This is a genomic window from Streptomyces sp. HUAS TT11 (genome assembly GCF_051553595.1).
GTDB lineage: Bacteria > Actinomycetota > Actinomycetes > Streptomycetales > Streptomycetaceae > Streptomyces.
Window position 1 is genome coordinate 3,055,471 of the sequence record NZ_CP196184.1, and the last position, 13,331, is coordinate 3,068,801.

The 13,331-nt window shown below is 70.9% G+C and carries 12 protein-coding genes; 2 read left to right on the forward strand and 10 right to left on the reverse strand.

Features of this window, described 5'->3' with window-relative positions; translation table 11 throughout:
• Window positions 1–259 precede the first annotated feature (259 nt).
• The 9 genes from gatB to ACSHXN_RS13655 form a co-directional block, all read right to left on the reverse strand.
• On the reverse strand, window positions 260–1,774 hold the full coding sequence (gene gatB, locus ACSHXN_RS13615; protein WP_355131766.1) for an Asp-tRNA(Asn)/Glu-tRNA(Gln) amidotransferase subunit GatB: 1,515 nt from the start codon (window positions 1,772–1,774) through the stop codon (window positions 260–262).
• Window positions 1,775–1,789: 15 nt separating this feature from the next.
• Window positions 1,790–2,032: a hypothetical protein gene (locus ACSHXN_RS13620; protein ID WP_355131765.1), complete on the reverse strand. Its 243-nt coding sequence runs from the start codon at window positions 2,030–2,032 to the stop codon at window positions 1,790–1,792.
• Window positions 2,029–3,531, reverse strand: coding sequence for an Asp-tRNA(Asn)/Glu-tRNA(Gln) amidotransferase subunit GatA (gene gatA, locus ACSHXN_RS13625; protein ID WP_355131764.1), 1,503 nt, complete (start codon window positions 3,529–3,531; stop codon window positions 2,029–2,031). The genes ACSHXN_RS13620 and gatA overlap by 4 nt, the downstream gene beginning before the upstream one ends.
• Before the next feature lie 6 nt (window positions 3,532–3,537).
• A complete protein-coding gene (gatC, locus tag ACSHXN_RS13630) occupies window positions 3,538–3,834 on the reverse strand; it encodes an Asp-tRNA(Asn)/Glu-tRNA(Gln) amidotransferase subunit GatC (RefSeq protein ID WP_004925108.1) in 297 nt (98 codons plus the stop codon).
• 128 nt (window positions 3,835–3,962) lie between these two features.
• Window positions 3,963–6,242, reverse strand: a complete 2,280-nt coding sequence (locus ACSHXN_RS13635; RefSeq protein ID WP_355131763.1) for a putative bifunctional diguanylate cyclase/phosphodiesterase — start codon at window positions 6,240–6,242, stop codon at window positions 3,963–3,965.
• Window positions 6,243–6,468: 226 nt separating this feature from the next.
• On the reverse strand, window positions 6,469–8,664 hold the full coding sequence (gene ligA / locus ACSHXN_RS13640) for an NAD-dependent DNA ligase LigA (RefSeq protein WP_383357095.1): 2,196 nt from the start codon (window positions 8,662–8,664) through the stop codon (window positions 6,469–6,471).
• A 14-nt stretch (window positions 8,665–8,678) separates the two neighbouring features.
• Entirely contained in the window at window positions 8,679–9,686 is a 1,008-nt protein-coding gene (locus ACSHXN_RS13645) for a methionine synthase (RefSeq protein ID WP_355131761.1), read from the reverse strand.
• Between the two features lie 30 nt (window positions 9,687–9,716).
• Entirely contained in the window at window positions 9,717–10,415 is a 699-nt protein-coding gene (locus tag ACSHXN_RS13650) for an SDR family oxidoreductase (protein WP_355131760.1), read from the reverse strand.
• A 15-nt stretch (window positions 10,416–10,430) separates the two neighbouring features.
• A complete protein-coding gene (locus tag ACSHXN_RS13655) occupies window positions 10,431–10,970 on the reverse strand; it encodes a TIGR00730 family Rossman fold protein (RefSeq protein ID WP_355131759.1) in 540 nt (179 codons plus the stop codon).
• A 50-nt stretch (window positions 10,971–11,020) separates the two neighbouring features.
• Between ACSHXN_RS13655 and ACSHXN_RS13660 the strand changes: the two genes are divergently transcribed.
• Complete coding sequence (locus ACSHXN_RS13660) at window positions 11,021–11,344, forward strand: DUF427 domain-containing protein (RefSeq protein ID WP_355131758.1); 324 nt, start codon at window positions 11,021–11,023, stop codon at window positions 11,342–11,344.
• A gap of 36 nt (window positions 11,345–11,380) precedes the next feature.
• Entirely contained in the window at window positions 11,381–12,160 is a 780-nt protein-coding gene (locus tag ACSHXN_RS13665) for an alpha/beta fold hydrolase (protein ID WP_355131757.1), read from the forward strand.
• Window positions 12,161–12,170: 10 nt separating this feature from the next.
• On the opposite strand, the gene mnmA is transcribed toward ACSHXN_RS13665, so the two are convergent.
• Window positions 12,171–13,295, reverse strand: coding sequence for a tRNA 2-thiouridine(34) synthase MnmA (gene mnmA, locus ACSHXN_RS13670; protein ID WP_355131756.1), 1,125 nt, complete (start codon window positions 13,293–13,295; stop codon window positions 12,171–12,173).
• Between the last annotated feature and the right edge of the window lie 36 nt (window positions 13,296–13,331).

A 13,331-nucleotide genomic window follows, 5' to 3' on the forward strand; every position in this document is an offset into this window, starting at 1 on the left:
TCCCTGGGAGTGGTTCGTGGATCTTTGTCCGGGAAAAGTCGTCGATGAACTGAACGACCCGGAAAGAACGCATGAGCAATCCCCATCACTCTGGCAGCCGGAGGAGATCGTTTGTCGCTTTCGTGGGCTTCGTCACAAGGCGGCAAACGATTCACGGGAACAATCTGCGCGGTTTCCTTGCTGTATAAGGTTTCGGTAAGCGCCACAGGGGCGGTCCATCTCAGAGATGGACCGCCCCTGTACGCTTCTGCGGTTGGTCTCAGCCCTCGCTGACACCCAGCTTCGCCAGGATCAGCTCCTTGACGCGCGCGGCGTCGGCCTGCCCCCGGGTGGCCTTCATGACGGCGCCGACCAGGGCACCGGCCGCCGCCACCTTGCCGCCGCGGATCTTGTCCGCGATCGCCGGGTTGCCTGCGATGGCCTCCTCGACGGCGGAGGTCAGGGCGCCCTCGTCGGAGACGACCTTCAGCCCGCGCTTGTCGACGACCTCGTCCGGCGTGCCCTCGCCCGCGAGCACGCCCTCGATGACCTGGCGGGCGAGCTTGTCGTTCAGATCACCGGAGGCCACCAGCTCGGAGACCCGGGCGACCTGCTCCGGCGTGATCGACAGCTCGTCCGGAGTCGTGCCGGCCTCGTTCGCGTGGCGGGCGAGCTCGCCCATCCACCACTTGCGGGCGGAGGCCGCGTCGGCGCCCGCCTCGATGGTGGCGACGATCGAGTCGAGCGCACCGGCGTTGAGGATCGCCTGCATCTCCGTGGCGGAGATGCCCCACTCCTCGAGCAGCCGCGTGCGGCGCACGAGGGGCAGCTCCGGCAGCGACCCGCGCAGCTCCTCCACCCACGCGCGCGGGGGCGCGACGGGCACCAGGTCCGGCTCCGGGAAGTACCGGTAGTCCTCGGCCTCCTCCTTGGTGCGGCCCGAGGTCGTCGTGCCCGTGTCCTCGTGGAAGTGGCGGGTCTCCTGGATCACCTTTCCGCCGCCGTCGAGCACCGCGGCGTGCCGCTGGACCTCGAAGCGGGCGGCGCGCTCGACGGAACGCAGCGAGTTGACGTTCTTCGTCTCGGAGCGGGTGCCGAACTTCTCGGAGCCCTTCGGCATCAGCGACAGGTTCACGTCGCAGCGCATCTGGCCCATCTCCATGCGGGCCTCGGAGACGCCGAGGGCCCGGATGAGCTCGCGCAGCTCGCGCACGTACGCCTTCGCCACCTCCGGCGCACGCTCACCCGCGCCGACGATCGGCTTGGTGACGATCTCGATCAGCGGGATGCCGGCGCGGTTGTAGTCCAGCAGGGAGTGGTCGGCGCCGTGGATGCGGCCGGTGGCACCGCCGACGTGCGTCGACTTGCCGGTGTCCTCCTCCATGTGGGCGCGTTCGATCTCCACACGGAAGGTCTCGCCGTCCTCCAGCTGCACGTCGAGGTAGCCGTTGAAGGCGATCGGCTCGTCGTACTGGGAGGTCTGGAAGTTCTTCGGCATGTCCGGATAGAAGTAGTTCTTCCGGGCGAAGCGGCACCACTCGGCGATCTCGCAGTGCAGCGCGAGACCGATCCGGATCGCGGACTCCACGCCGATCGTGTTCACGACGGGGAGCGCGCCGGGCATACCGAGGCAGGTGGGGCATGTCTGCGAGTTCGGCTCGGCGCCGAGCGTCGTGGAGCAGCCGCAGAACATCTTGGTCTTGGTGCCGAGTTCGACATGGACCTCGAGGCCCATGACAGGGTCGTACGAGGCCAGTGCGTCCTCGTACGACACCAGGTCGGTCATGGTGGTCACGGTGAAACTTCCCTCTCAGCCCAGCAGGACGTCGTCGTCGCCCAGCCGCTTCAGCTCGCGGTAGAGGATCGCGAGGCCGGTGACGATGGCGGCGGCGGACACGGCCGCGTCGATCAGGCGCAGCGTGTCGTGCTCGAGGCGGGCCTTCTTGGCCTGCTTCGCGACACCGAGCGCGCCGAACGCGGTGGTGGCCATGGACAGGTACATACCGGACTTGGACTTCTTGAAGCCCTTGGCCTTGGACAGTGCCGTACTCACAGCGACGGAGCCTCCTCGAGAAGCGGGTGCCCCCACCTTTCCACGAAGGCGGCCTCGACGGCGGCGCCGACCTTGTAGAGGCGTTCGTCCTTCGTCGCCGGAGCGATGATCTGCAGGCCCACCGGGAGGTTGTCCTCCGGTGCGAGACCGCAGGGCAGCGACATGGCGGCGTTGCCCGCCAGGTTGACCGGGATGGTGCACAGGTCCGCCAGGTACATCGCCATCGGGTCGTCGGCGCGCTCACCGATCGCGAAGGCGGTCGTCGGGGTCGTCGGCGAAACGATCACGTCGACCTGTTCGAAGGCCTTCTCGAAGTCCCGGGTGATGAGCGTACGGACCTTCTGCGCGGACCCGTAGTACGCGTCGTAGTAGCCGGAGCTCAGGGCGTACGTGCCGAGCATGACCCGGCGCTTGACCTCGGCGCCGAACCCTTCCGCACGCGTGATGGAGGTGACCTCCTCCGCGGAGCGCGTGCCGTCGTCGCCGACGCGCAGCCCGTAGCGCAGACCGTCGAAGCGCGCCAGGTTGCTGGAGCACTCGCTCGGTGCGATCAGGTAGTACGCGGCCAGCGCAAGGTCGAAGGACGGGCAGTCCAGCTCGACGATCTCGGCGCCCAGCTCCTTGAGGAGGGCCACCGACTCGTCGAACCGCTGGATGACACCGGCCTGGTAGCCCTCGCCGCGGAACTGCTTGACGACACCCACGCGCATGCCCTGAACGGTGCCGTTGCGCGCGGCCTCGACGACCGGCGGGACCGGGGCGTCGATGGAGGTGGAGTCGAGCGGGTCGTGTCCGCCGATGACCTCGTGCAGAAGGGCGGCGTCCAGGACCGTACGGGCGCAGGGTCCGCCCTGGTCGAGGCTGCTGCTGAAGGCGACCATCCCGTAGCGGGAGACCCCGCCGTACGTCGGCTTGACGCCGACCGTGCCGGTGACGGAGGCGGGCTGGCGGATGGAACCGCCGGTGTCCGTGCCGATGGCCAGGGGCGCCTGGAAGGAGGCGAGCGCGGCGCTGGAGCCGCCGCCGGAGCCACCGGGGATACGGGTGAGGTCCCAGGGGTTGCCGGTCGGGCCGTAGGCGCTGTTCTCCGTCGACGACCCCATGGCGAACTCGTCCATGTTGGTCTTGCCGAGGATGACGACGTCGGCGTCCTTCAGCTTCCTGGTGACGGTCGCGTCGTACGGCGGGATCCAGCCCTCGAGGATCTTGGACCCGACGGTCGTGGGCACGCCCTTGGTGGTGAAGATGTCCTTGAGCGCGAGCGGTACACCCGCGAGCGGGCCGAGCTTCTCGCCCCGCGCCCTCTTCTCGTCGACGGCGCGGGCCTGGGCCAGCGCGCCCTCGCGGTCCACGTGCAGGAAGGCGTGCACCTTCTCGTCGACGGCCTCGATCCGGGCGAGGTGGGCCTCGGTGACCTCGACGGCGGTCAGCTCGCCGGAGGCGACCTTCTCGGCGGTCTCGGCGGCGGTGAGCCGGATGATGCTGTTCTTGTCCGTCATGTCGGTCTACTCCTCCCCCAGGATCTGCGGCACCTTGAAACGCTGCTGCTCCTGGGCCGGGGCGCCGGACAGCGCCTGCTCGGGGGTGAGCGACGGACGGACCTCGTCCGGGCGCATGACGTTCGTCAGCGGCAGCGGGTGAGAGGTCGGCGGTACGTCTTGGTCGGCGACCTCGCTGACGCGGGCGACCGCGCCGATGATGTCGTCGAGCTGGCCTGCGAAGTGGTCGAGCTCTTCGGGCTTCAGCTCCAGACGCGCCAGCCGGGCGAGGTGGGCGACCTCCTCGCGCGTGATGCCAGGCATGCAGCGATCCTCTGGGGTGAGAGTGTGTGGTTTGGGGCCAATCCTATGGCGCCGGTCGCCGTGCCCGCGCCTGGGTTTGCCCGTGGCCCGCCGCGCCGAGGGTCCGGTTCCGCCCGGGGCGGGACCGGCTACTCGTCACCCGTCGCCGCGGGAAGGGCCGCACGGGGCCGCCGCCAGCCACGCGCGCCGCGCGCGAGCAGCCATGCCGTGGTCTCCTCGGCCGGCATCGCGGCGGCGACCAGCCAGCCCTGGACCGCGTCGCATCCCAGGTCACGCAGCCGCTCCCAGGTCTCGTCGTCCTCGACGCCCTCGGCGATGACGAGCAGGCCCAGCGAATGGGCGAGGTCGATCGTGCAGCGCACGATCTCCGCGTCCTCGGCGTCCACCGCCAGCCGTGCCACGAACGAGCGGTCGATCTTCAGTTCGCTGACGGGCAGTCGCCGCAGATGCACCAGCGACGAGTACCCGGTGCCGAAGTCGTCCAGCGACATCTTCACCCCGTGCCCGGCCAGCGCGGCCAGGGTGTCCGCGGCCCGCTGCGGGTCCTCCAGGAGCACGTGCTCCGTTATCTCCAGCTGCAGGGCCCCCGCGGGCACCCCGTGCCGCGCCAGCCGGGCGGCGACCGCGCCGGCGAAACCGGGGGTGTGGACGTCCCGCGGCGAGACGTTGACGGCGACCGGGACCTGGAGTCCCTGCGCACGCCACCGCGCCACCTGCCCGAGAGCCGTCTCCAGCACGTACTCCGTCAGATGGGGCATCAGCCCCGACGACTCCGCTATGGCGATGAACTCGTCCGGGGGCACCCTGCCCCGCTCGGGATGCACCCACCGCACGAGCGCCTCGAGCCCGGCGACATGTCCGTCGAAGCGCACCTTCGGCTGGTAGTGCAGCTGCACCTCGTGCGCGTCCAGCGCACGCCGCAGATCTCCGAGCAGCCCGAGCCGGTCCGGGGTGTTCGAGTCCCGCTTGGACTCGTACACCTCCACGCCCGTGCGGTCCCGCTTCGCCTGGTACATCGCCACGTCGGCACGGCGCAGCAGGCCCTCCGCGTCGAGCGCGTGGTCGGGGAACACGGCGACCCCGGCGCTGGCCTCCAGGACGAGCGTGAGCCCGTCGAGATCGAGCGGCGAGCTGAGGGCCGCGACCAGATTGCGGGCCGCCCGCGACGCCGACGTGGTGGAGTCCGCGACGGGCAGTAACACGGCGAACTCGTCTCCGCCGAGCCGCGCGGCCTCCGCCCCGCGCGGCAGCGCCAGCCGCAGCCGCTCCGCAATCTGCAGAAGCAGTCGGTCGCCGGCGAGATGCCCCAGTGTGTCGTTCACCGACCGGAAGCGGTCGAGGTCTATCAGCATCAGCGCGGCGCGGGCCCCGAGACGCTCGGCGTCGTCGAGCGCGGTCCAGGTGCGTGCCAGCAGCCACTGCCGGTTCGGCAGCCCGGTCAGGGGATCGCGCAACTGCTCCTCCGCACGGGCGCGGGCTATCCACAGGGTGGAGTCCAGGGCCACGAGCGGTATGGCGAACAGCGGCAGCAGCATCGGGAGCGCCACGGCCACCACGCAGATGAGCGGCGCGATGCCGAGCAGCGCGACGGCCACGAGGCCCTGGCGGACCAGCGCCGGGCGGGCGAAGGCGGGCAGCCCGTCGGTGTGCGGCGCGTGCAGGTACCGCAGCAGCAGCCGGGTCACCGCCAGGTACGCGGTAGCGGCGAGGAGGACCTCGGGCACGGCGTAGGCGGTCCAGTTCCGCGGGTCCCAGGGCGTCTCGACGGTCGGCACGCTGCCGAAAAGAGCCAGTACGAGTGCTCCGGCGCCCAGGCCGAGGATGTCGACCGCGCCCTGCAGGATGCCCTGGCGCCAGCGGCCGGGCCGGGCGATGCCGACCAGGACGACCACCGTGAGGCTCACCAGACCGGCGGGCACCCAGCCGTACAGCAGCAGGACGGCGAGCGTCAGGGCGGCGCCGGAGCCCGTGCCTCCCCACCAGCGGGCGCGTCCGAGCGCCACCAGGTGGCCCACGATGACGCCGGTGAGCACGGCGAGCGACCAGCCGACCGTGCCGGCGGGGAAGAGCGCGTGATGTCCGTCGAACGCGTGATAGAAGCCGGCCCCGAGGACGAGGCCGGCGGCGGCGATGATCACGACGGGCAGCGCGGGCCAGGACTTGTGCTCCTCGCCGTCCTGGTCGTGCAGTCCGTGCAGTCCGACCACGTGCGCCGCGATCGGCGGTACCGCTCCGGCGGGGGCCCCCGGCCCCAGTCCGGTGCCGGGGAGGATCCCGGGCACGACGCTCGACGGGTGCATGTCCGCGCGCCCCGACGGCCTCGCTGTCCGGCGACCGGCCCGCCAGGCGCCGGTTATCCGGCACAGGGGCAGCCGTGAGTCCGGAGCGGCGCTCTCGGTCGGTTCCATTCCCGTCCCTCTCACAGCCGGCGGTGCCCACGCCACGCGGTCCGAGGCCCGACAGACCGTCAGACCACCGCGTCCGAAAACCCACCACGCCCCCGGGCACGGCAGGCGCGCACCTCAACAGTAGGCCGCAGAAGGCTTCCACGGGCAGCGGTCGTCGACGGTTGCCCGAATGCGACCCGGCCACCCGTATGCATCTGGTATGCGCCGAACGGGTGACCTTGGACCGCTACTCCTCGGTCGGAAGCGCGACTTCTGCCGCCGCTTCCGGTCCCTGCTCCAACAGGACGCCGAAACCGGCCTCGTCGAGCACGGGGACCTTCACCTGCATGGCCTTGTCGTACTTCGAGCCGGGATTCTCGCCCACGACGACGAACGACGTCTTCTTGGAGACGGAACCGGTCACCTTCGCCCCCCGGCTCTGCAGGGCGTCCTTGGCCCCGTCTCGGGTGAAGTGCTCCAGGGTGCCGGTGACGACGACCGTGAGCCCCTCCAGGGGGCGCGGGCCCTCGTCCTCTCCGGAGCCCTCCTCCTCCGTGCGGACGCCGGCGGCCTTCCACTTGCGGAGGATTTCGCGGTGCCAGTCCTCGGTGAACCACTGCTTGAGGGAGGCGGCGATGATGGGCCCGACCCCGTCGGTACCGGCCAGCTCCTCCTCGCTCGCCTGCTCGATGCGCTCGATCGAACGGAATTCGCGGGCCAGCGCCTCGGCGGCCACCGGGCCGACGTGACGGATCGACAGCCCGGTGAGGACGCGGGCGAGCGGGCGCTCCTTGGCCGCGGCGATGTTCTCCAGCATGGCGACGGCGTTCTTCTTGGGCTCGCCCTGCTGGTTGGCGAAGACCGTGGCGACCTTCTCCTCGCCCGTCTTCGGGTCCCGCTTGGGCAGACCGCTGTCCTGGTCGAGGACGTAGGCCTTGATGGGCAGCAGCTGCTCGACGGTGAGGTCGAACAGGTCGCCCTCGTCCTTCAGTGGCGGCTCGGACGGCTCGAGCGGCTTGGTGAGGGCCGCGGCGGCCACGTACCCGAAGTGCTCGATGTCCAGCGCCTTGCGCCCCGCGAGGTAGAACAGGCGCTCGCGCAGCTGGGCCGGGCACGCACGTGCGTTCGGGCAGCGGAGGTCGACGTCGCCCTCCTTCATCGGCCGCAGCGGCGTGCCGCACTCGGGGCACTCGGACGGCATCACGAACTCCCGTTCCGTGCCGTCGCGCAGATCGACGACCGGACCGAGGATCTCCGGGATGACGTCACCGGCCTTGCGCAGCACCACCGTGTCCCCGATGAGCACGCCCTTGGCCTTGACGACGTCCTGGTTGTGCAGGGTGGCGAACTCGACCTCGGAGCCCGCGACGGTCACCGGCTCGACCTGCGCGTACGGCGTGACCCTGCCGGTGCGGCCCACACCCACGCGGATGTTGATGAGCTTGGTGTTGACCTCCTCGGGCGCGTACTTGTACGCGATCGCCCAGCGGGGGGCGCGAGAGGTGGAGCCGAGCCGGCCCTGGAGCGGGATCTCGTCGAGTTTGACCACCACTCCGTCGATCTCGTGCTCCACCGAGTGGCGGTTCTCGCCGAAGTAGGCGATGAACTCCCGTACGCCGTCGAGGTCGTCGACCACCTTGTTGTACTTGGCGGTGGGCAGGCCCCAGGAGTGCAGCAGGTCGTACGCCTCGGAGAGTCGGCCGAGGCCGTCCTGGAAGCCCTCCAGCGCGCCGATGCCGTGCACCACCATGTGCAGCGGGCGGGTGGCCGTGATGCGCGGGTCCTTCTGGCGCAGCGAACCCGCCGCCGCGTTGCGCGGGTTGGCGAAGGGCTTGTCACCGCCCTCCACGAGCCGGGCGTTCAGCTCCTCGAACTTCTCCATCGGGAAGTAGACCTCGCCCCGGATCTCCACGAGGTCGGGGACGCGGTCGCCGTCCAGGCGGTCCGGGATCTCCGTGATCGTACGGACATTGGGGGTGATGTCCTCGCCGGTGCGGCCGTCGCCGCGGGTCGCCGCCCGGGTCAGACGGCCGTGCTCGTAGGTGAGGTTGACCGCGAGGCCGTCGACCTTCAGCTCGCACAGGAAGTGGTACGCGGAGGTGCCGACCTCCTTGGCGACGCGATCCGCCCAGGCGGCCAGCTCCGCATCGTCGAACGCGTTGTCGAGGGAGAGCATGCGCTCGCGGTGCTGGACGGCCGTGAACTCGGTGGCGTACGCACCGGCGACCTTCTGGGTCGGCGAGTCGGGCGTGCGCAGATCGGGATACTCGTCCTCCAGCGCCTCCAGGGAGCGCAGGAGCCGGTCGAACTCCGCGTCGCTGACGACGGGAGCGTCCTTCACGTAGTACCGGAAGCGGTGCTCCTCGATCTGCTCAGCGAGCTGCGCGTGCTGCTCCCGCGCCTCGGCGGGCGCCGTGGTCTCCGCTTGCTTGTCGCCGGCCACCGTGTGTCCTCCCGTTACTCTGGGTTGTCCGCGAGGGATCTCGCCGCCCGGACGCAGTGGGCGAGCGCCTTGCGGGCGTAGTCCGGGGAAGCGCCCGCCAGACCGCACGTCGGCGTGACCGTGACCGCCTCCGCGAGAAGCCCCGGAGGAAGCCCCAGCCTGCGCCACAACGTCCTGACACCCATGACGCTACCGGCAGGGTCCGACAACGGGCCGTCCGTGCTCGCCACCACCCCGGCGAAGAGCCTGGTGCCCCCTTCCACCGCCTCTCCGATCGCGTCGTCGTCACGTTCGGTGAGCAACGAGAAGTCGAAGGAGACGGCCGCCGCGCCCGCCCTGCGCAGCAGCGCGAACGGAACGTCCGGCGCGCACGAGTGGACCACGACCTGGCCGTCCGCGTGAACCCCGACGACATCCCGCAGCGCGGCCTCGACGACCTGCCGGTCGACGGCCCGATGGGTGCGGTAGCCGCTGGCCGTCCGCACCTGCCCGCGCAGGACGGAGGTGAGCGAGGGCTCGTCCAGTTGCAGGACGATCCGTGCGCCGGGGATGCGCCGCCGCACCTCGTCGAGGTGCAGCCGCAGCCCCTCGCCGAGCGACCCGGCGAGATCGCGGCAGGCCCCGGCGTCGGAGAGCGCCGCCTCACCGTTCCTGAGCTCCAGCGCGGCGGCGAGCGTCCAGGGGCCGACCGCCTGCACCTTCAGCGGCCCCTCGTAGTCCTGGGTGAACTCCTCCAGCGCGTCGAGGTCCTCACCGAGCCAGGAGCGGGCCCGCCGGCTGTCCCGCCCCGGCCGGTCGGAGAAGCGCCAGCCGCTCGGTTCCACGCGCGCGTACAGGTCGACGAGCATCCCCGCGGTCCGTCCGATCATGTCGGCGCCGGGCCCACGGGCCGGAAGCTCGGGAAGGAACGGGAAGTCCTCGAAGCTACCGGTGACGGTCTTGGCCGCCTCCCGTGCGTCCTCTCCGGGCATGGACCCGACACCGGTGGCGGCGCCGAACCTGAACTCGCTGTTTTCACTCACCCCGGAAGACTACGGAACCCTCCGCAGCGGTCAGCGCCCCGGCCGTACCGTCAGGTCGTTGACCTCCGCGTCGCTCGGCAGATCCAGGCACATCAGGATCGTCGTCGCCACGGACTCGGGGTCGATCCACTGCGACGGGTCGTACTCCTTGCCCTCCTGCTGATGGACCTTGGCCTGCATCGGCCCCGTCGTGCGGCCGGGGTAGACCGAGGTGACCCGCACGCCATGCGCGTGCTCCTCCTCGCGCAGCGCGTCCGCGAGGGCCTTCAGGCCGTGCTTGGAGGCGGCGTACGCGGACCACTGCGCATGGGCGCTCAGGCCGGCTCCCGAGTTCACGAACACCACATGGCCGCGTGCGGCGCGCAGCTGCGGCAGGAAGTGGCGGGTCAGCTCGGCGGGTGCGACCAGGTTGACGTCGAGCTGGTGGTGCCAGGACTTCGGGGTCAGTTCGTCCACCCGGCCCAGGTCGACCACACCGGCGATGTGCAGCAGGGAGTCCACCCGGTCCGGCAGGGTCTGGTGGGAGAACGCCCAGGACAGCCTGTCCGGCTCCGCGAGGTCGCCCACCAGGGTCTTCGCCCCGGGGAGCTCCGCCGCCAGCTCCTTCGCGCGTCCCGCGTCGCGCACGTGCAGCACGAGGTCGTCCCCGCGCGCGTGCAGGCGGCGGGCCACGGCCGCGCCGATGCCGGAGCCCGCTCCGGTGATCACATGTGTAGCCATGCCCGCCATGCTCGCACCCCGGTGCTAGCGGATTCCGAGCGACTCCTCCAGATACGCCAGCGCCCCCACCGGCTCCTCCGCGAAGAACACGAGTTCCGTGAGCGGCCGCGGCAGGAAGCCCTCGTCCTCCATCCGGCGGAACTGCTCCTTGAGGCCGTCGTAGAAGCCGGCCGTGTTCAGCAGGACCACCGGCTTGTCCGTGTGCCCGTGCTTCTTCAGTTCCAGGATCTCGGTCGCCTCGTCGAGGGTCCCGGTCCCACCGACCATGATCACGACCGCGTCGGCCTTCTCCAGGAGCAGCCGCTTGCGTTCGGCGAGATCCTTCGCGATCACCATCTCGTCGGCGCCCGCCCTGGCCTTCGCAGCCAGGAATCCGACGGAGACGCCCACCAGCCGGCCGCCCGTCTCCTGCGCACCGTCCGCGACCACCTTCATGAGACCCGTGTCGGAGCCTCCCCACACCAGGGCGTGGCCGCCCTTGCCGAGCAGCTCCCCGAACTGGCGTGCGGGTCCCGTGTATCGGTCGGCGAGGTCGGCGGCGGAGAGGAAGACGCAGATGTTCATGCCGTAACCGTACGCGGGAAGAATCGGCGGCCGGCGGGCGCTGTTCGGATATGAGCGAAGGACACACGATCACCATCGAGCAAGGCGACCGGCATGTGCGCGCGGTGCACGGCGGGCAGGTGCTCGCGGAGAGCGACCGGGCCCTCGTACTGCACGAGACCGGCTGTCCCCCGCGGTACTACATTCCCGCCGAGGACGTACGCCTCGACCTGCTGACGCCTTCCGAGACGCACACCGTCTGCCCCTTCAAGGGCACGGCGTCTTACTGGTCACTGCCGGACGCGGCGGACCTGGTGTGGGCGTACCCCGACCCCAAGTCCGACGTCGCAAGGATCAAGGACCACCTCTGCTTCTACGAAGTAGAGGTGTCGTGAGCGCCTAACGCCGTCGTCTGCGGCAGTCTCACAGGTATGGACAAGCAGACGATCTCGCGCGACGGCACCCGCATCGCATACCGACGCACCGGGCAGGGCCCGGCGGTCGTCCTCGTGAGCGGCGCGATGTCCACGGGCGCCACGGTGGCGCCCCTGGCCGCGCATCTCTCGGACCGATTCGACGTCATCGTGTACGACCGCCGGGGCCGCGGTGACAGCGGCGACACGCGGCCGTACGAGGTGGCGCGCGAGGTCGAGGATCTCGCCGCGCTCATCGAGGCGGCGGGCGGCGAGACGGCGCTGTACGGCATCTCGTCGGGCGGCGCGCTGGTGCTCGAGGCCGCGGCGAGCGGTCTGCCGCTGCGCCGGGCGGCCGTGTACGAGACGCCCTTCGCCGACTACGGGGGCGGCGCGGAGGAGCGCGCGGAGTACACCGGGCATCTCACCGAGGCGCTCGAGCAGGATCGGCGCGGTGACGCGGTGGAGCTGTTCCTCCGGCTCACCGGTCTTGCCCCCGGGATGATCGCGAACGCCCGCCGGTCCCCGATGTGGGCCGACATGGAGGCGATCGCCCCGACCCTCGCCTACGACGACGCCGTGATGGGCGACGGGCTGGTGCCCCGGGACCGGCTGGCCGGGATCACCGTCCCCGTCCTTGCCGTGGCCGGCTCCGCGAGTCCCGAGTGGCTGCGCCGGGCGACGAAGTCGGTCGCGGACGCGGCCCCCGAGGGCACGTACCACGTGCTGGAGGACCAGAACCACATGGTGGAACCGCAGGTGCTCGCACCGGTGCTGGCCGAGTTCTTCTCCCGTTAGCGCCGAGCGCTCACGCCACCGCGCTCGGGGTGCGCGTGGTGGACGCGATCGTCGCCGAACCCACCACGCGTGTGCCGTCGTACAGGACGACGGCCTGGCCGGGGGCGACGCCCCGGACCGGCTCGGCGAAGTCGACCTTGAGTTCGCCGTCGACGACTTCCGCGACGACCTCGCTCTCGCCGCCGTGGGCGCGCAACTGGGCGGTGTAGGAGGCGGAGCCGACCGGTGCGGTGCCGCACCAGCGCGGCTTGATCGCCGTCAGGCCGTCGACGTCGAGGGAGGACGCCGGGCCGACCGTGACGGTGTTGTCCACCGGGGAGATGTCCAGGACATAGCGCGGCTTGCCGTCGGGGGCCGGGGTGCCGATCCGGAGGCCCTTGCGCTGGCCGATCGTGAAGCCGTAGGCGCCGTCGTGCGTACCCAGCCTGGCACCTGTCTCGTCGACGATGTCGCCCTCGGACCGGCCGAGCCGCCGGGCGAGGAACCCCTGGGTGTCGCCGTCCGCGATGAAGCAGATGTCGTGCGAGTCGGGCTTCTTGGCGACCGCGAGGCCGCGGCGCTCGGCCTCCGCGCGGATCTCGTCCTTGGTGGTGACGGTGTCCCCGAGCGGGAACATCGCGTGCGCCAGCTGCCGGTCGTCGAGGACTCCGAGGACGTAGGACTGGTCCTTCGCCATGTCCGAGGCCCGGTGCAACTCGCGTGTGCCGTCCTCGAGGGTGACGACCTTGGCGTAGTGACCCGTGCAGACCGCGTCGAAGCCGAGGGCGAGCGCCTTGTCGAGCAGCGCGGCGAACTTGATCTTCTCGTTGCAGCGCAGGCACGGGTTCGGGGTGCGCCCGGCCTCGTACTCGGCGATGAAGTCCTCGACCACGTCCTCGCGGAACCGGTCGGCGAGGTCCCAGACATAGAACGGGATGCCGATGACGTCCGCGGCACGCCGGGCGTCGCGCGAGTCCTCGATGGTGCAACAGCCGCGCGCACCCGTGCGGAAGGACTGCGGGTTCGCGGACAGCGCGAGGTGGACACCGGTGACGTCATGGCCCGCTTCGGCGGCGCGGGCAGCGGCGACGGCGGAGTCGACCCCGCCGGACATGGCGGCGAGGACGCGGAGGGGGCGCTGCGGAGTCTCAGTCATAGCCCTTCAAGAGTACGGGCCCGGAGGGAACCGGAG